Below are 17,839 nucleotides of genomic sequence, written 5' to 3'. Positions count from 1 at the left end.
AGCGCCTACAGCAGGACGAGATCATCCCGGTGGATGATCTCGTCCCGGCCACGCCAGCCGAGGAGCGATTCCAGCTCCTCGCTGCGATGGCCGGCGATCAGGCGCGCGGCCTCGGCATCATAGGCCGACAGGCCGCGCGCCAGTTCGCGGCCTTCCTCGTCGCGCACGCTGACGGGATCGCCGCGCGAGAAGTCGCCCTGCACGCCGCGCACGCCCGCCGGCAGCAGGGAGGAACCACGCCCGAGCGCGCGTGCCGCCCCCGCATCCACCACCAGCGCGCCGAGCGGCGCGAGGCTGCCCGCGATCCAGCGCTTGCGCGCGGTGCGTCCTTCCGGCGTGGGCAGGAACCAGGTGCTGCGCGCGCCATCGACCAGCGCGGCCAGCGGATTGTCCCGCTTGCCGAGTGCGATCGCCATGGCGCAGCCCGCACCGGTCGCGATGCGCGCGGCGATCAGCTTGGTGCGCATGCCGCCCGAGGAATAGCCGGGCGGCGGTTCGCCCCCCATGGCCATGATGTCGTCGGTGATGCGGTCCACCACCGGGATATGCTCGGCCTGCGGGTCCTTGCGCGGGTCGGCGGTGTAGAGGCCGTCGATGTCCGACAGCAGCACCAGCGCATCGGCGCTGATCATCTCCGCCACGCGGGCGGCGAGGCGGTCATTGTCGCCGAAGCGGATCTCCGCCGTCGCGACCGTGTCGTTCTCGTTGATGACCGGCACGCAGCCGAGGCTGAGCAGCGTCGCGATCGTCGCGCGCGCATTGAGGTAGCGACGGCGGTCCTCGGAATCCTCGAGGGTCAGCAGGAGCTGCGCGGCGTTCATGCCGTGCGCGCAGAGCGCTTCCTGCCAGGCACCGGCGAGGCGGATCTGGCCGACGGCGGCGGCGGCCTGCTTTTCCTCCAGCCGCAGCTTGCGGCGCGTCAGGCCGAGCGCGCGGCGCGCCAGCGCGATGGCGCCGGAGGAGACGAGCACGACTTCCGCGCCGCCTGCGCGCAGCGCCGCGACATCGGCAGCGACCGAGGACAGCCAGTCGGCACGCGGCATCGCCGTCTCTTCATCCACCACGAGGGCGGAGCCGATCTTGACGACGATGCGCTTGGCGCTGGCGAGGCTGGGGGCGGCCGGGTCGGACATGGGTGGCGCCTGTAGCACGCGGCGCGGTGCGCGTTCAGTCCCCGCGGCGATGCTCGGCGATCGTGTCGGCGAGCATGCGCAGCACCTCCGGCACGCCATCGCCCGTGGCGCCGCTGACGGCCAGCACCTTCTGCCCGCAGGCGCGTTCGAGCGCCTTGATGCGGGAGGCGCGGGCCTGCGGCGTCATCGCATCAGCCTTGTTCAGTGCGACGATCTCGCGCTTTTCCGTCAGGCCATGGCCGTAGCCGGCAAGCTCCTGGCGGATGGTGCGGTAGGCGCGGGCCGGGTCGGCCTGGGTGCCGTCGACCAGGTGCAGCAGCACGGCGCAGCGTTCGACATGGCCGAGGAAGCGGTCGCCGAGGCCGGCACCTTCATGCGCGCCTTCGATCAGGCCGGGGATGTCGGCGAGAACGAACTCCTCGGTGGCGTTGAGCCGCACCACACCGAGTTGCGGGTGCAGCGTGGTGAAGGGATAGTCGGCGATCTTCGGCCGCGCGGCCGAGACCGCGGCGAGGAAGGTGGACTTGCCGGCATTCGGCAGGCCGACCAGGCCGGCATCGGCGATCAGCTTCAGCCGCAGCCAGAGCCAGCGTTCTTCGCCCGGCCAGCCCTTGTCGGCGCGGCGGGGGGCGCGGTTGGTGCTGGTCTTGTAGTGCGCGTTGCCATAGCCGCCATCGCCGCCGCGCGCGACCACCACACGCTTGCCCGGGGCGTCGAGGTCGGCGAGCAGCGTTTCCTTGTCCTCGGCGAGGATCTGGGTGCCGACGGGGACCTTGAGGATGACGTCCTCGGAGCCCGCCCCGGTGCGGTCGGACCCGGCGCCGTTGCCGCCCTTGCGCGCCTTGAAATGCTGGGCGTAGCGGTAGTCGATCAGGGTGTTCAGCCCTTCGACCGCCTCGGCGACGACGTCGCCGCCCTTGCCGCCATTGCCGCCATCTGGGCCGCCGAACTCGATGAACTTCTCGCGCCGGAAGGCGACGACGCCGTCGCCGCCGTCGCCCGCCTTCACCCAGACCTTGGCTTCGTCGAGGAATTTCATGGTTCAGGGTGCCTGAAACGGAAACGGGGGCCGCGAGGCCCCCGCCAGCGCACGACGCGGGTGCGTGCGGCTACTCGGCGGCCTGGGCTGCCGGGACGACCGTGACGTGCACGCGGTCCTCGCCCTTGCGGACGAACCGAACGCGGCCGGAGACGGCGGCATGCAGGCTATGCTGGCGGCCGGCATAGACATTGTCGCCCGGGATCATCTTCGTGCCGCGCTGGGTCACGATGATGGAGCCGGCGTTGACGGTCTGGCCTCCGAACAGCTTCACGCCAAGGCGCTTGCCCTCGGAGTCGCGGCCGTTGCGGGACGAGCCGCCTGCCTTCTTGTGTGCCATGGCTTCTCTCCTTCGCCGCTCAGGCCGCGGTGATGGCGGCGATGCGCAGCACAGTCTGGTGCTGGCGGTGGCCGTTCTTGCGCCGGCTGTTCTGGCGACGGCGCTTCTTGAAGATGAGGACCTTGTCGCCGCGGTTCTGGGCCATGACCTCGGCGGTGACGGAGGCGCCGGCCACGGTGGGCGCACCGATGGTCAGGCCGGCCTCGGTCGCGACGGCGAGCACGTCGTTGAAGGTGATGGTGGTGCCCGGGGCAGCGTCCAGCTTCTCGACCGCCAGGGTGGCGTTCGGGGTGACACGGTACTGCTTGCCGCCGGTGCGGATCACTGCGTAGGTCATGACAGGTCCTGATGCCTTCCCGCCGCCCCGGGGGACCGGAAACGAACGGGCAAAACGCTTGCGGCGGAGCATGCACCCCGCCGGGAGCGGGGCGTATAGCGGCGGGCGGGGGCGGGCGTCAACGGGCGAGAGGGAGGATTCCCTCCTGAACCGGCCTCGGCCCGAATTGACTGCGGTGGGGCGTTGCCTCCGGGCCAGGTTGGCATTATAGGCGCGGACCCCGTGGAGAGGTGCCGGAGCGGTCGAACGGGTCGGTCTCGAAAACCGAAGTACGGGCAACTGTACCGTGGGTTCGAATCCCACCCTCTCCGCCAGTTGCCTGAGGCGTCCAGCTCTCCGTCAGACTGACCGTCGCGCCGAGTGGCAGGTTTCCTGGCGTTATCGGGGTGGACCTGGTGACCGGAGCGAGGCGGGCGGCGCTGAGGTCGCCCTCGAATGGCCGCATCTCTGCGGACCTGATCACTTGGCCGATCGAGTTCGGGACTCAGGATCGCAGGTCAGGAGCCGGTTTCAGCGCGTTCGGCATTTGCCTCGCTTCGCATGCCGCTGACCCGAAGTCCCTACCTTGGGAGCGAACCGCGAGGCGCGCTCCTTCTGAACGCCGAGCATGGGGCAGCAATCGGCCGTGGGAGGAGCCGGCAGCCTCCTCCCTGGGAAGGACGCCGTCACCATCGGCGCCCTCGATGCCATGGCGTCCGGTTCAGCACAGGGGGACCGGGGGCCAAGGCCCCCTGATCCGCAGAATGCCGGCGCGCCGCCACGCAGCCCTTCGGCCACCAGGCTCGGCATTCCTGCAACATTACCGGACAGGCCAAGCTTGGCCGGGCATTTTCCTCTTTTGTTCCATCGCAGTGACGTTGATTTCACGAAACACGCCGGGAGTGCAAGGATATGCGCGTGCGGCGAACGGAGACCTGATTGATGACACTGGAGGACGGTCAGGAGCGGCCCGCAGGGCCGGTGTGGCGAAAGTCCAGGGGCCGACGGATCCCGGACGACCACACCATGTGGATACGTCGCGCCAGGGTGCTCGTTCCGTGATTCCGGTCACTCGCAAGGATTCGGAAGTGGCGGCAGGTTCCGCCCCGCCGGCGCGCAAAGCCGTCGGCGTGGAGGTTGCCGATGCGCGCGATCCAGGACCCGGACTTCCCGCACCTCGTTTGGCTGCGACCGATCATGGCTGACCCCGTCCGCCCGCCGGCGCTGAACGACCTCGCCTTCTTCCGCGGTGGCGATGCGACGGCCATCGCCAAGGCCACCGCCGCGGCCCGCTGGCGCACGGTGGAACCCGGCCAGGTGGTGGTGGACGAGGACGAACCCTCCACCGACATCTTCTTCGTGGCGAGCGGCGCGGTGCGCGTGCAACTCCGCGCCGCCTCCGGCCGCGAGGTGCTGCTGAACGAATTCGGCCCGGGCGAGTTCTTCGGCGAGCTCGCCGCCATCGACGGCGCGCCGCGCGCGGCGAACGTCACCGCCGTGGCGCGCTCGCGCCTCTGCATCCTGCCGGCCCAGGCGTTCCTCGACTACATCTTCGCGACACCCGCGGCCTGCCACGGGCTGCTGAAGACGCTCGCCGGCAAGCTGCGCCTGCAGACGGAGCGCACGCTGGAACGGGAGGCGCTGCCGGTCCGACTGCGCCTCTTCTCCGAGTTGCTGCGCCTGTCGCGGCCGCGGACGGGGGCGCCCATGGAGCGCGTCGTCTCCCCGCCGCCGCCGCATCACGAACTCGCCGCCCGCATCGGCGCGCGGCGGGAAGTCGTCTCACGCGAGCTTTCGGAGATGACGCGCGAAGGCTGGCTGGCGCGCGACCGCCGCGCCATCCGCATCCTGCGCGTGGCCGAGATGCAGCGCCTGGTGGCGGCGGAGCTACGCGCGCCGGCGGCCTGATCTGGACGCATCCCCCGACCTGCCGCAGGCTTCGCGGCGGATGGAGGGAATGCCATGACCAAGCCGCTCTTGCTGCTGTGGACCGATGGGGCCGAGCCCTATGCGCGCGCGATCGCCGAGGCGGGCCTGTCGGATCGCCTGCGCGTGGAGATCGTGCCGCGCGCGGCGACGCCCGACGATGCACAACTGGCCGAGGCCGAGGCGCTGCTCTCCTGGGGGCCACCGCCGGGGACGCTGACGCGCATGCCGAAGCTGCGCTTCGTGCAGGCGCTGACGGCAGGGGTGGAGCACTGGCTGGCGCGTCCGGACCTGAAGGAGGAGCTGGCGCTCTCCTGCGCACGCGGCACGCATCGCGTTCAGATGCCGGAAAACATCCTCGGCGCGCTGTTCCACCTCACCAAGCCCTACGCCGCGATCGTAGCGGACAATGCGGCGAGGCGCTGGACGCGGCGTGTTTCCTCGACGCTCGCCGGGACGACGCTCGGCATCCTGGGCCTCGGCGCCATCGGGGCGGAGCTCGCGCGCAAGGCCGCGGCGCTCGAGATGCGCGTGATCGGCACCAAGCGCGGCCAGGCCGAGATCCCGCATGTGGCGCAGGTCTTCGGCCCCGAGGGCACCGACCAGGTGCTGGCGGAAAGCGACTTCGTCGTGCTGCTGCTGCCCGCGACGCCGGACACCGAGAACTTCATCAACGCCGCCCGGCTGGCGCGCATGAAGAAGTCCGCATGGCTGCTGAATTTCGGACGCGGCGCCCTGGTCCGGGACGAGGATCTCGTCGCCGCGGTGCATGCCGGCACCATCGCCGGCGCCGTGCTGGACGTCTTCCGCACCGAGCCGCTGCCGTCGAACCACCCCTTCTGGGGCGAGGAGAAGATCATGGTGCTGCCGCATATCGGCGGGTTGCACCCGCAGCGCGATTCCATGGTGGCCGAACTGCTGGTCGAGAACCTGCGCCGCTTCGTGGACGGCAGGCCTCTGACCCAGCTCGTCGACCGGAAGGCAGGCTACTGATGGCCTACGGGGCTTTCGACCTGGGCGGAAAGGTCGCGCTCGTCACCGGCGGCAATTCCGGCATCGGCCTCGGCATGGCGCAGGCGCTGGCGGAAGCCGGCGCGGACGTCGCGATCTGGGGCACCAACGCGGCGAAGAACGCGGAGGCTGTCGCGGCGCTCGCCGCAACCGGCGTGCGCACGCATGCGGAGGTCTGCGACGTCGGTGACGAGGCGGCGGTGGAGCGCGCCTTCGCGAATACGCTCACCGCACTCGGCCGCGTCGATGCCTGCTTCGCCAATGCCGGCACCTATGGGCGCAAGGGGAAGTTCGTCGACCTCGACAGCGCGGAATGGCACCGCGTGACGCGGGTGAACCTGGACGGCGCCTTCTACACGCTGCGCACCGCGGCGCGGCACATGGTGGAGCGCGGCGGCGGCGGATCGCTGGTCGGCACCGCCTCCCTCGCGGCGATCGAGGGCGCGGCGCACAACACGCACTACGCCGCGACCAAGGGCGCGATGGTCGCGGTCATCCGCGCCCTGGCAGTGGAACTCGCCCGCCACGGCATCCGCGCCAATGCGGTGCTGCCCGGCTGGATCGAAACGGCGATGACCGCCCGCAGCGTCGCCGACGAGAGGTTCGCGGGTGCGGTTCTGCCGCGCATCCCGGCGCGGCGCTGGGGGACGGGCGCCGACTTCGGCGGCATCGCCGTGTATCTGGCAAGCGATGCCTCCACCTATCACAGCGGAGACTGCCTGGTGATCGACGGCGGCTATTCGTTGTTCTGACGCCGGCCTCACACGGGCGCCGGCGATGACCCAAGCGTCGAGCGCCGACGCCCGACCTGCCATGCCGGCCAGCCTTTCGGCTGGCTCAGTATCATGCCAACGGCCCTTTGGACTGACCGCTGAGGGCGGAATTGCAGAGGCTGAGCCCCTCCATGCCACCCCGCCAAAGACCCGAGGCCTTTGGAAGCCATCATCTGCTGCCGCGCGGTTCAGACAGCCCAAACGCTTCGGGCGGGCTTCGTGCGCAAGGGCGGGTTTCGGCCCTGATCCTGACAGTGGCGCTCGGCGCCAAGTATCGGTTTCCAAAGGCCGTGGGCCTTTGGCGGGGAGAGCCCGAGAGGGGCAAAGCTCCTTTCGGTTCCACAGGTCAGGCAAACGGGCCATTGGTATCGGGCGCCGGGCGCAAACCTCCGGTTTGCCTGGCTTCGCCGGACCACCGGCGGGCCGCATTCCGAATCCCCAGTCACGTTGCAAGGCAAGGTGACCGGGTGTCCGTCGCGGCCTCGGCACGAGTCAAGAACTCGTGCCGCTCGTATCAGGGCCTCGGCTTCGCGCGCGGCCACCGCGCCGCGCCGTGCGCGGATGCCGTTCGCCTTGCCGGCGAAAGATCATCGCCGAGGTTCGGCGTCGTCAACGCACCGGCGGCGCATACATCAGGCCGCCGCGGTTCCACAGGTTGTTCACCCCCCGCTCGAGTCCGATCGGCGAACTGGGGCCGAGATGGCGCTCGAAAATCTCCCCGTAGTTCCCGACGGCGCGGATGGCATTGTAGGCCCAGCGACGGTCAAGGCCCATCGCCGGCCCGTGGTCGCCACTTTCACCAAGCAGCCGGCGGATCTCCGGATTGGTGCTCTGGAGCATCTGTTCGACATTGGCCTGGGTGATGCCGAGCTCCTCCGCGAGGATCAGCGCGTAGATGGTCCAGCGCATGATGTCGAACCATTGCGGGTCGCCCTTGCGCACGGCGGGCGTCAGCGGCTCCTTGCTGATGATGTCGGGCAGGATGATGTGCTCGCCGGCCGGCAGGCTGGTGCGGAAGGCCGCGAGCTGGCTGGCATCCAGCGTATAGGCGTCGCAACGGCCGGCGGTATAGGCCTTGCGCGTGTCCTCATTGCTCTCGAACACCAGCGGCTGGACGCGGATGTTGTTGGTGCGCGCCCAGTCGGCGAGGTTCAGCTCGTTGGTCGAGCCCGCCGTCGCGCAGACCGTCGCGCCGTCGAGCTGCGCCGCCCGCGTCACGCCGAGCGCGCGCCGGACGATGAAGCCCTGGCCGTCGTAGAAGGTCACGGGGCCGAACTGCAGGCCGGCATTCACCTCCCGCGAATGGGTCCAGGTGAAGGTGCGGGCGACGACGTCCACCTGGCCGGACTGCAGGGCCGGGATGCGTGCCTGGCTGGTCAGCACCGTCCAGCGTACCCTGCTGGGATCGCCAAGCACCGCCGCGGCGATGGCGCGGCAGATATCGGGATCGAGTCCGCGCTGCTCACCGCGGCTGTCCGGCACGCCGAAGCCGGGCGAGCCCTGGTTGGCGCTGCAATCCAGGATGTTCTTGGCGCGCACGGCGGCCAGGGTGGGCCCGGGCTGCGCGCCCTGGCCGAAGGCGGCGCTGGTCGGGAGCGTGGCGGCGACGGCCAGCGCGACGGCAATGCCGGTGTTTCGGAGAACCTGCATGGATGCTTGTCGTCCTGTCGATCGGGGGAAAGGACGCCATCGACGATGGGCGCCCGGCGGCAGGCATCGTCACCCGATTGTCGGGGATCGACAAGGCGCGGCCCGGCCGGCGGGCCGCGGCTGCGCCGCGTCATACCAACCGCCGCTATTCGCGGCCGCTGGCTTGAGCCTTTTCGAGCCCTCGGACGCCGGGGGCAAACCTCCGGTTTGCCTGGCTTCGCCGGATCGCCGGCGGGCGGCATTCCCGATCCCCAGTCACATTGCAAGGCAAGGTGACCGGGTGCCCGTCGCGGCCTCGGCACGAGGCAGGAACTCGTGCCGCTCGTATCAGACCGACCCGCCGGTGCGGAAGCCGCCGCCCGCGTCGCTCTTGCCGCCGGTGGCGAAGCCGCCGCCCGCATCGCTGGCGGCGCCCCAGCCGCCATCGTCCTTCGCTCCGCCACGGCCCGAGCGCTTGCCACCCCAGTCCGGCGCCGGATCGATGTTGCCCCAGGCGCCACCCGAATCGCCGGCCCAAGGCCCCGGCGCAGGCTTGCCCCAGGGGCCCGGCAACGACTTGCCCCAAGGCCCCGGCGTCGCCGTGCCCGTCATGCCGCCGGAGCGGCGCTCGCGCTCCATGCGGTCCCAGAAGCCGTCGCGCGACAGCACGCCACGCAGCACTTCCCCGACCAGCACGCCGACCAGGGCGCCGCTGGCGAAGCCCCAGTCGCTGCGCTCGACGCCGCGCCCGCGCATCTCGTGGCGCAGGGACTGCAGCTCCGTGAGGCGCCGGCGCGCGCCCTCCGCCTGGGCCTGGGCTTCCGCCAGCGCGCGCTCCAGGCGACCGCGCTCCGCGGCGGCGACCTCCAGCCGGGCGACGATCGCATCGTCGTCGCGCGTCGGCGTGCGGGCGGCCTCCTCGCGCAGCGTGCGGAGGGACCGCGCGCCGATCGCGGCTTCCAGCGCGCGGATCGCCTCCTGCGAGGCGGCGTCGTCGCCGGAGGCGAGTGCGCTGCGCTTCGCCTCCGCCGCGGCGAGCGCGGCCTGCGCAGCCTCGACCGCGTCCTCGGCGGCCTCCAGCAGCGCGGCCGGGGGCGCAGCGGCCTCCGCCGGCAGGCCGGCGAGCGACCGCCGCCGCTCCACCATCCCGCGTACCGCCGCATCGGCGGCCGCGCGCATGCGCTGCGCATGCGCCGTCATGTGGCCGGGCAGTTCGGCAAGCAGCGCGTAGGAACGCCGCGCCGGCTCGAACTCGATGAGCCGCGCGACCCAGCCGTCGATCATGCGCACCAGCGGGAAGGCACGATAACGGCCTGTGCCCCAGCCGCGGTCCCAGAGATAGGCGAAGAGCGGATCGGCCCGGTAGGGCCGGCCCTTCTCCTCGAAATCCTGCTGCGCGAAGGCCGCCTTCTGCTCGGCGTGCTGGGCGACGCGCTCGGCCTCCTCCGCCAGCGTGGCGAGGCGGCGGAACTCGGTGTCCTCACCGGCCCGGGCGTCCGCCGCCCGGAGCGCCGCGGCCTCGGCCTCCTGCGAGGCGCGCAGCCGCGCGGACTCGGCGTCGCGCTTCGCCTCGGCGGCGGCCAGCGCGTCACGCGCATCGAGGATGGCGCGCTGCGCCGCCTCCAGCGCGGCGGCGCGCTGGCGCAGGCTTTCCTTCACGCGCGCGCCGGCGGCATCCAGCGCGTCGACGGCGGCCTTGCCCTCGGCCATTTCGAGCAGCCGGAGGCGCGCCAGATCGCGCAGCGCCTCGGCCTCCTCCGTGCGCAGCCCTTCGCGGCGGGCAGCCAGGCGATCCATCTCGGCCTGCGAGGCGGAGGCCTCCCGCTGCGCCTCGGCCAGATGCGCGTCCATCTCCTGCAGGACGGCGACGCCGCTCACCATGACAGGATCGCCCCCCCGGTCGTCTGAACCGTCCATGTCGTTGCGAGCGACCCGGCCGCCTTCTGCCCGATGACGGGCTGGTCGACGATGCCGTCGGCGAGCTTGTCGCGGCGCACGCGCTCGAATTCCGCTTCCGGCACGCGCAGGCCCCAGCGGGAGACGCGTGCCGTGCGGCCGTCCTCCTCGCTGGTGACCGGCACCTCGACGGGCCGGCCGTCGCGGTCCACCGCCTCGACGATCAGGTAGTAGTTGCGGGCGCGAGGGTTCGCGGCCGGCACGCGCCAGACGGCGGATGGCTCGCCCGGGCGGTTGACGATGCGCACGGAATAGGCGGCGGCGAGCCGCGCGGCGAGGTCCGCCAGCGCGGTGCGGCGCGCCCGCGCCTCGGCAAGGTTGCCGGCGCGCGCGGCGGCTTCGCCCTCGGCCAGCAGCCGCGCGGCGTCGGCGCGCACGGCGGCCTCCTGCGTGCCGGCAAGGACGCGGTCGTGCTCGGCGCGCAGCGCGCGCGGCAGGTCCTGCTGCAACTCGCGCGTGATCGCGGCCGCCTCGCGCTGCCGCGGTGCGACAACGGTGAAGTGATAGACGCCCCAGAGGACGACGATGCCGCCGAGCCCGGCCAGCGCGAAGCGCACCCAGCGGCCGCGCGTCGCCCAGGCCTGGGCGAGGCTGCGCCGCCACCCCTCCCCCTTCGGCGTATAGGCGAAGCGCTGTTCCTCGAGCGCGGCGATGCCGGCGTCGAGGACATGGTCCGCGACCTCGATGCCCTGCGACTTGTAGATCTCGCGCAGGCGTTCGCGCAGGCGCGCCTGGCGGTCGGTGCCGGCAAGCTCGCGCTCGACCAGGCGATCGGCGTGGCGGATCGTGTCCACCACGTCCATCGCGAGCATCGTCTCGTCGAGCGCGGGCGCGCCCGCGGCGGGCTCAGGCATTCGTCTGGGCGACCACCGCGGCGCGCTGCGCGAGCTTCGCCATGCGCTGCTTGGCGTCTTCCACCGAGCGGCGGATCTCCTCGCTGTTCTGCGTCGCGGCGGTGCGCATCTCGTCGATGATCTCGAGCGAACGCTCCTGGTAGTTCACCACGGAATCCACCAGCTTCTTCACGGCATCGGCCTGGATGGTCGGACCATAGCCGGCCTTGAGCGCGGCTTCCTGCACCTTGCCGCCGATCTCGGCGAGCACTTCCAGCGACTGGTTCACGCCCGCCTTCATGCCCTCCAGCGTGCGGGTGCTCTCGTGCAGGCCGTGCATGCCGGTGAAGGAGGCGGTCAGCGCCGTCAGCACCGCCTCGTTGGTCGAGAAGAAGGAGACCGACTGCTGGTAGACGCGTTCCTTCGCCGTGGTGGTCTGCACCAGCCGGGCCATGATGACCTCGGAGGTGTTGTAGGAGACGGTCAGGTTGTCCGCGAGGTCCTTGGCGATCTGGTACTTGCCGTCCTCGGCCTGGAGGTGGCGCAGCGCCTCGTCGCGGGCGAGTTCCAGCTTGGCGCGCTCGGCGGGCTCCGCGGCCGCCGCGGCCTCGGCCGCCTTCACCGCCGCATCGGTCGCCGCCTTGGCGACGTTGAGGCGGCCCTCGCCGGTCTTCAGCACCTCGAGCGCCAGCACCTCGGCCTGCTTCAGCGCGCCGCGGAAGTCGCGATAGGCTTCCAGGATGGTGTGCTCGCGGTCGATGTTCTCCTTCGTGTCCTTCGAGACCTCGAGATAGGTGTCGCGGATCTTGTCGAAGCGGGATGCGATGTCGCCGCGCGTCGCCTTCTGCCAGATGTTGGACAGGCGCTCCATGGTGGAGATCTTGCCGTCCTCCATCTGCGCGACCATGGCGCGCGCATCGTCGCGGATGGAATTGAAGGCGGTGGTGATGGTCTGGTAGCGCTCGCCCACCTCCATGGCCTTGATCTGTTCGCGCACCACCTCGTTGAAGGTGGTCGCCTGGTTCAGCACGCGGGCGATCAGCGTCACGCGGTCCTGGTCCACCTCCATGATCTTGGAGAGCAGGCCGGTGATGGGGCTTTCCTCCGCGGAGGGCGTCGGCAGGGGCAGACCCAGATCGCGCAGCGCCCCCATCGCCTTGTCGAGGTAGCGCATAGGCTGCACGGTGACGGCGGTGTCGCTCATCCGGTCAATTCTCCTGCCCTGGTCTGGCCGCCCCAGTGATAGCGCGGCGGGGCTGCCGGAGTCAGCCGGTCATGTCACATCCGGGACATCCCTCGCGGGCACCTTCACGGAACCGCCATCTCCGCGCGATGCGGACCGCCGCGCCCCTTCGAGCCGGCACCCCTGCGGCACGCCGCCCCACCGCAGGCCCCGGCCTGTCGTCGATGCCACGGCCACGATCGGCCGGTCGGATGGTGGGCATGCGAACACTCCACGTCCTGCCGGCAGGAGGCCTTCGGCACGGCGGGCGGGGCCGCCCGCCAAGCACGCGCCGGCTCCTGCCCGCCGCAGGCGCCTCCGCCGGAGAAAGGCAAGGCGGGCTTTGCCTGCCCGGCGGTGGCAGTTCCGGGCTTGGAGTCCGCGCGCCGCCGGTCCACGTTGCGACGCTCTCGGTCCCGTCGGAAGAGGAGGCAGGATGCGGAGTCCGGCAATCGCCCCCGTCAGACCACGGGCCGTCACGGGGCGCGAGGTGCCAGCATGACGGCGACCTCCGGCGCTCCACGTCCGACACGCTTCTTCCGCGACTTCCTGCACCTCGCCGGTCCCTTCTGGCTGCACGGGCGGCAGCGGTGGTCGGCGCGCTTCTGGACCGCGGCGATGGCGCTGCTCTGCGCCGCGCAGGTCGCACTCGCCGTTCGCCTCAACTACTGGAGCGCCGACCTCTTCGACGCGCTGGACCGGCGGTCGATGGACCGCTTCATGACGCAGATCGGCATCTTCGCGCTGATCGTCGCCGGCAACGTCCTTGCCAACGCCGTTCACATGGTCGCGCGCCGGCGGGTCAACCTGGCCTGGCGGGACTGGCTGACACGCCGCGTCATCGCGGACTGGATGGTCGAGGCGCGCCACTACCAGGTCGCGGAGATCCCGGGCGACCACGACAATCCCGACGGCCGCATCGCCGAGGACATCCGCATCGCCACCGAATACGCCGTCGACCTCGCGCATACGCTGCTCTACGCGACACTGCTGCTGGTCACCTTCATCGACGTGCTGTGGCGTCTCTCCGGCTGGGTGACGCTGCTCGGCGTCGCCGTTCCGGGACACATGGTGGCGCTGTCGCTCACCTATGCGGTGGTCGGCTCGATGGTCGCCTTCCTGCTCGGCCGGCCGCTGGTGCGCGCGACCGACCTGCGCCAGACGCGCGAGGCGGATTTCCGCTTCGGCCTGGTGCGCGCACGCGAAACCGCCGAGCCGATCGCGCTGGCGCGCGGAGAAGCGCGGGAGCGCTCGCGCCTCGCCGTGCTGTTCGATGCCATCGGCCCGGCCTGGGCGGCGCAGACGCAGGGCCTCTCGCGCCTCACCGGCTTCGCCGCCGGCTACATCACGCTCGCGCCGGTCTTCCCGATCCTGGTGGCGACGCCGCGCTACATCGAGGGCGTGATCTCGCTCGGCGGGCTGATGCAGACCGCGCAGGCCTTCCAGCAGGTGACCGCCGCGCTCTCCTGGCCGGTGGACAACCTGCAGCGCATCGCCGAATGGCGTGCCTCCGTGGAGCGCGTGCTGGCACTCGAGGAGGGCATCCACACCGTCGCCGCGGAGGCCGCGCGCAGCGGACCGGACGCCATCGTGCTCGACCGCGCGTCCGGGCGCGGGCTCGGCGCGCGGGATCTCTGCGTCGCGGCGCCGGACGGCACGGCGCTGCTGTCCGGCATCACGCTGCACGTCGCGCCGGGCGAACGCGTCCTGGTGGACGGCGACCCCGAGGCCGCGCAGGCGCTGTTCCGCGTGCTTGCGGGCATCTGGCCCTGGGGCCAGGGCATCGTGGACCTGCCGCCGGAGGAGGATATCGCCACCGTGGGCGCACGGCCGCATCTGCCGGAGGGCACGCTGCACGATGCCCTCACCTTCCCCGCGCCTGCCTTGCGCCATTCGGCCGAGGACGCCGCCCGGGCCCTGTCGGCAGCGGGCCTCGCGAGCCTCGCTCCGCGCCTTGCGGAGTACGCGGACTGGGAGCGCGTGCTCGGCGTCGTCGAGATGCAGCGCCTCGCCTTCGCGCGCCTCCTGCTGCACCGGCCACGCTGGATCCTGCTCGGCGACACGACCGCGGCGCTGGAGCCGGCCGAGGCCGACCGGATGATCGACCTGCTGGCGGCGGAACTGCCGGAAGCGGGGGTACTCGTGCTCGGTCGGCATCCGGGTGCCGCGGAACGCTTCGCTCGCCGCCTCACCTTGCGCCGCCTGCCGGACGGGGAGGTCCTGCTGCACGAGATCCACGCGCGGAGGCAGGCCGCGCGGGAACCGCGCCGGCGTCCGCTGCCGCTGGTGGACTGGCTCCGCCAGGGCTACGAACACCGGAACACCTGGTGACTCATGCCCTCAAAGGCCGGGGCGCGAACCTCCGGTCTGCCTGGTTTCGCCGGACGATCGGCGGGCCGCGCCCGCCGCCTCCGCACGGGTCGGGAACGCGTGCCGCAGGCATCATGCCGGACCGCCAAGGCTTCGAGCCTTGACGACCCGACAGGGCGCCTGCGGCCGGCGGGGCGGCTGCGCGCAAAACAAGGACCCTGATACCGGGTCGGCCGAATGGCTGGCCGGTATCACACCGGGCTCGCGACCCCAAGCCGCGTCGCGGTGGCGAGGATGTTCGCCCAGGTATCCGCCGGCAGCGGCACGCCATTCGCCGTGCGGTCGGCGCGGCGCTGCGCCTCGGGTTCGCCCGGCAGCAGCACCGGCTGGGCCGGGTCCGCCGGGCGGCAGGCGGAGATCCATTCGGCATAGACGAGGCCCATGCGCTCGAACTCCGCCTGGGTGCCGAAATGCTTCGGCGAAAGGAAGATCGACAGCATGCCGTTGGCGATGCGCCCACGTTCATCAACCGGGCCACTGGTGCCGCCCGCCGTCAGGCAACCGGCCAGCATCTCGCACATGAAGGCGAGGCCCGACCCCTTGTGCTCGCCGAAGGCGCGGATCGCACCCTGGCCATTCGCGGGATTGCGTGGGCCAACAGCGTCGTAGGGGCCGTAGAGCGTGTGCGGGTCGGTGGAAAGCCGGCCATCAGGCTCGATGAGCGCGCCTTCCGGCAATTTCTTGCCGCCGCTCGAGGCCACCAGCACCTTGCCCTCCGCGACGAGCGAGGTCGCGAAATCCAGCACCAGCGGCTTGCCCGGCAGCGGCACGCCGATCGACACGGGGTTGGTGGAGAAGCGCCGTTCCACGCCGCCGAACGGCGCCACCAGCACGCTGCCCGCAACGTTGACGAAGTGGATGGAGATCAGCCCGGCCGCGATCGCCTGCTCGGCATAGTCGCCGACGCGGCCGATATGGCCCGCATTGCGCAGCGCGGTGATGCAGACGCCGTGCTGCAGCGCCCGGCCGATGCCCAGCGCCACCGCCTGCGGCGCCACGGTCTGGCCAAAGCCCCACTTGCCGTCGAGCACGGCGAAGGACCCGCCATCGGTGACCACGTCCGCCGTCTGGCCCTTGAGCACGAAGCCGGCCTCTAGCCACTCCACGTAGCGAGGCACGCGCACCACGCCGTGGCTGTCATGGCCGGCAAGATTCGCGCCGACGAGATGCGTCGCGATGCGGTCGGATTCCGCGGCACCGCAGCCGGCGGCGACGAAGACATCGCGCACAAGGGTGGTGAGCGCGTCGACAGGGATGTGCAGCATGTCCATGGGAGGGCGTCCTTGGAGAAGGAAAGAACGGCGGGAAGAGAACTTCCCCCCGAGCCCCCCAACCTTCTTTGGCACCTGGAGACCGACCTCCCCGGTCAGTTCCAAATTCCCAAAGAAGGGAGGGGGTTCGGGGGAGGTTCCCCTCCCCCGACCTCCGCCTACATCGCGGCGATCTTCTTCGCCTGCGGCGCCAGCAGGCGCATGTAGGTCGGCGTCACCAGCATCTCGGTGATGTTCGCCCGCGCCGGCATGGTGGCCACGAACACGGCCATCGCGGCGATGTCCTCCGGCTGCAGCAGGCGTTCGATTTCTTCCTGCGGCACGGGTTCGGGCCGGTTCTTGAGTATGTCGGTCGCCACTTCCCCCGGGCAGATGCAGCAGGAGCGGATGTTGTGGATCCCGTTCTCCTGGTTGATCGCCTGGGACAGCGCGACGAAGCCGTGCTTGGCCGCGGTGTAGCCTGGCCCCGAGAGGAAGGAGATGCCCTTCCCCGCCATGGATGCGATCTGGATCAGCTGCCCGCCGCCGCGCTTGCGCATGCCCGGCAGCACCGCGACGGAGGTGAGGAACGGCGCGGTCAGATTGCCGTCGACCAGGCTGCGGATCGCCTCCGGCGTGAGCTGGTGCAGATAGCGCTTCGGCAGGTTCACGCCGGCGTTGTTCACCAGGATGTCGGGACCACCGATGGTGGCTTCCACCTTCGCCAGCGCCGCGGCGACCTGCTGGTCATCCGTCAGGTCCGCCGGCACGATGATGGCGGCATCGCCGATCGCCTTCGCCGTCTCCTCGAGCGGCGCGGTGCGACGGCCTGTCAGAGCGACCTTCGCCCCTTCCTGCGCGAAGGCGATGGCGATGGCGCGGCCGATGCCGCTGCCCGCCCCGGTGACCCAGGCGGACTTACCTTCCAGGCGATTCATTCACAGCACCCTGTCGGTCGTGGGATCGATGAGGTGCATCTGATCCATGTGCGCGATGAGGCGCAAGGGTGCGCCCACCGATGCCGGCGTCGCGGGATCGAGGCGCGCGGAGATCTCCGCGCCGTCGAGCTTGAAATGCGCGAGCGTCTCCATGCCCATCGGCTCGATGACTTCAGGCGTCAGGGACAGCGGCGCGGGGTTGGTCTTGTCCGTCGGCTTGTCGTCGGTCAGGTGCTCGGGCCGGATGCCGAACAGCACCGGCTTGCCGGCGTGCTGGCGATAGCGCGCCGTGCGTGCTTCCGGCACGTCGAGCACGATCCCCTGCGGCAGTTGCAGCCGCAGAGCGCCGGATGCCTCCTCCAGCCGCGCCGGGATGAAGTTCATCGCCGGGCTGCCGATGAAGCCGGCGACGAACCTGGTCGCCGGGTTGTGGTAGAGTTCCTGCGGCGGGCCGACCTGCTCGATCACGCCGTGGTTCATCACCACCACCCGGTCGGCGAGCGTCATCGCCTCCACCTGGTCGTGGGTGACGTAGACCGTGGTGGTGTTGACGGTCTGATGGACCTTCTTGATCTCGGTGCGCATCTGCACGCGCAGCTTGGCATCGAGGTTCGACAGCGGCTCGTCGAACAGGAACACCTTGGGGTCGCGCACGATGGCGCGGCCCATCGCCACGCGCTGCCGCTGCCCGCCCGACAGCGCCTTGGGCTTGCGTTCGAGCAGCGGGGTGATGTCGAGGATGCGCGCCGCCTCCTTCACCCGCTTGTCGATCTCGGCCTTCGGGAACTTCCGCAGCGTCAGGCCGAAGGCCATGTTCTCGTAGACGCTCATGTGCGGGTAGAGCGCGTAGTTCTGGAACACCATGGCGATGTCGCGGTCGCGCGGCGGGATGTCGTTGACGATCGTGCCGCCGATCGCGATCTCACCGTCCGTGATCTCCTCCAGCCCCGCGATCATGCGCAGCGTGGTCGACTTGCCGCAGCCCGACGGCCCGACGAGGACCACGAATTCGTGGTCCGCGATCTCGAGGTCGATCCCCTTGACCGCCTGGACGTCGCCCTCATAGGCCTTGACGATCCTGCGAAGAGAAACCTGCGCCATGC

The 17,839-nt window shown here is 71.0% G+C and carries 16 protein-coding genes and 1 tRNA gene; 6 read left to right on the top strand and 11 right to left on the bottom strand.

From position 1 onward, the window contains the following. Positions 1–5: 5 nt before the first annotated feature. From proB to rplU, 4 genes are all read right to left on the bottom strand, one after another. Entirely contained in the window at positions 6–1,133 is a 1,128-nt protein-coding gene (gene proB, locus GXW74_RS10165; protein ID WP_211846387.1) for a glutamate 5-kinase, read from the bottom strand. Between the two features lie 34 nt (positions 1,134–1,167). After that, positions 1,168–2,172 (bottom strand): GTPase ObgE, encoded by a 1,005-nt coding sequence (obgE, locus tag GXW74_RS10160; protein ID WP_211846386.1) that lies wholly within the window; start codon positions 2,170–2,172, stop codon positions 1,168–1,170. Between the two features lie 70 nt (positions 2,173–2,242). Further along, on the bottom strand, positions 2,243–2,512 hold the full coding sequence (gene rpmA / locus GXW74_RS10155; RefSeq protein ID WP_211846385.1) for a 50S ribosomal protein L27: 270 nt from the start codon (positions 2,510–2,512) through the stop codon (positions 2,243–2,245). Positions 2,513–2,531: 19 nt separating this feature from the next. Beyond that, positions 2,532–2,849 (bottom strand): 50S ribosomal protein L21, encoded by a 318-nt coding sequence (gene rplU, locus GXW74_RS10150; protein WP_211846384.1) that lies wholly within the window; start codon positions 2,847–2,849, stop codon positions 2,532–2,534. Positions 2,850–3,073: 224 nt separating this feature from the next. Between rplU and GXW74_RS10145 the strand changes: the two genes are divergently transcribed. The 4 genes from GXW74_RS10145 to GXW74_RS10130 all read left to right on the top strand — a co-directional run bounded on the left by GXW74_RS10145 (position 3,074) and on the right by GXW74_RS10130 (position 6,517). After that, positions 3,074–3,163: transfer RNA gene (locus GXW74_RS10145), tRNA-Ser, on the top strand. 808 nt (positions 3,164–3,971) lie between these two features. Further along, positions 3,972–4,736 (top strand): Crp/Fnr family transcriptional regulator, encoded by a 765-nt coding sequence (locus GXW74_RS10140; protein WP_211846383.1) that lies wholly within the window; start codon positions 3,972–3,974, stop codon positions 4,734–4,736. Between the two features lie 54 nt (positions 4,737–4,790). Continuing rightward, positions 4,791–5,747: a D-2-hydroxyacid dehydrogenase gene (locus tag GXW74_RS10135; RefSeq protein ID WP_211846382.1), complete on the top strand. Its 957-nt coding sequence runs from the start codon at positions 4,791–4,793 to the stop codon at positions 5,745–5,747. Continuing rightward, complete coding sequence (locus tag GXW74_RS10130) at positions 5,747–6,517, top strand: SDR family NAD(P)-dependent oxidoreductase (protein WP_211846381.1); 771 nt, start codon at positions 5,747–5,749, stop codon at positions 6,515–6,517. Before GXW74_RS10135 ends, GXW74_RS10130 begins: the two co-directional genes overlap by 1 nt. A gap of 630 nt (positions 6,518–7,147) precedes the next feature. Here GXW74_RS10130 and GXW74_RS10125 read toward each other — a convergent pair. Continuing rightward, a complete protein-coding gene (locus GXW74_RS10125; protein WP_211846380.1) occupies positions 7,148–8,188 on the bottom strand; it encodes an amino acid ABC transporter substrate-binding protein in 1,041 nt (346 codons plus the stop codon). 2 nt (positions 8,189–8,190) lie between these two features. On the opposite strand from GXW74_RS10125, the gene GXW74_RS10120 reads away from it, so the two are divergent. Continuing rightward, a complete protein-coding gene (locus GXW74_RS10120; RefSeq protein ID WP_211846379.1) occupies positions 8,191–8,355 on the top strand; it encodes a hypothetical protein in 165 nt (54 codons plus the stop codon). A gap of 160 nt (positions 8,356–8,515) precedes the next feature. On the opposite strand, the gene GXW74_RS10115 is transcribed toward GXW74_RS10120, so the two are convergent. From GXW74_RS10115 to GXW74_RS10105, 3 genes are read right to left on the bottom strand one after another with little or no spacing between them, the layout of a single operon-like run. Next, positions 8,516–10,048: a coiled-coil domain-containing protein gene (locus GXW74_RS10115; RefSeq protein WP_211846378.1), complete on the bottom strand. Its 1,533-nt coding sequence runs from the start codon at positions 10,046–10,048 to the stop codon at positions 8,516–8,518. Further along, positions 10,042–10,977, bottom strand: a complete 936-nt coding sequence (locus tag GXW74_RS10110; protein WP_211846377.1) for a DUF6384 family protein — start codon at positions 10,975–10,977, stop codon at positions 10,042–10,044. Before GXW74_RS10110 ends, GXW74_RS10115 begins: the two co-directional genes overlap by 7 nt. Continuing rightward, the gene (locus GXW74_RS10105) at positions 10,970–12,160 is read right to left on the bottom strand and encodes a hypothetical protein (protein WP_211846376.1); all 1,191 of its coding nucleotides are present in this window, start codon (positions 12,158–12,160) and stop codon (positions 10,970–10,972) included. The genes GXW74_RS10110 and GXW74_RS10105 overlap by 8 nt, the downstream gene beginning before the upstream one ends. A 516-nt stretch (positions 12,161–12,676) precedes the next feature. Here GXW74_RS10105 and GXW74_RS10100 point away from each other — a divergent pair. Further along, on the top strand, positions 12,677–14,509 hold the full coding sequence (locus GXW74_RS10100) for an ABC transporter ATP-binding protein/permease (protein ID WP_211846375.1): 1,833 nt from the start codon (positions 12,677–12,679) through the stop codon (positions 14,507–14,509). A gap of 230 nt (positions 14,510–14,739) precedes the next feature. Here GXW74_RS10100 and GXW74_RS10095 read toward each other — a convergent pair whose 3' ends face one another. From GXW74_RS10095 to GXW74_RS10085, 3 genes are all read right to left on the bottom strand, one after another. Continuing rightward, the gene (locus GXW74_RS10095) at positions 14,740–15,819 is read right to left on the bottom strand and encodes a malate/lactate/ureidoglycolate dehydrogenase (RefSeq protein ID WP_211846374.1); all 1,080 of its coding nucleotides are present in this window, start codon (positions 15,817–15,819) and stop codon (positions 14,740–14,742) included. Positions 15,820–15,977: 158 nt separating this feature from the next. After that, on the bottom strand, positions 15,978–16,736 hold the full coding sequence (locus GXW74_RS10090; protein ID WP_211846373.1) for an SDR family oxidoreductase: 759 nt from the start codon (positions 16,734–16,736) through the stop codon (positions 15,978–15,980). Further along, positions 16,737–17,837, bottom strand: coding sequence for an ABC transporter ATP-binding protein (locus GXW74_RS10085; RefSeq protein WP_211846372.1), 1,101 nt, complete (start codon positions 17,835–17,837; stop codon positions 16,737–16,739). Positions 17,838–17,839: the final 2 nt, after the last annotated feature.

The sequence above is a fragment of the Neoroseomonas eburnea genome, assembly GCF_018129005.1.
Lineage (GTDB): Bacteria > Pseudomonadota > Alphaproteobacteria > Acetobacterales > Acetobacteraceae > Neoroseomonas > Neoroseomonas eburnea.
The sequence above is the reverse complement of the archived record's forward strand: the minus strand, read 5'-3'. Positions and strand labels throughout refer to the sequence as shown.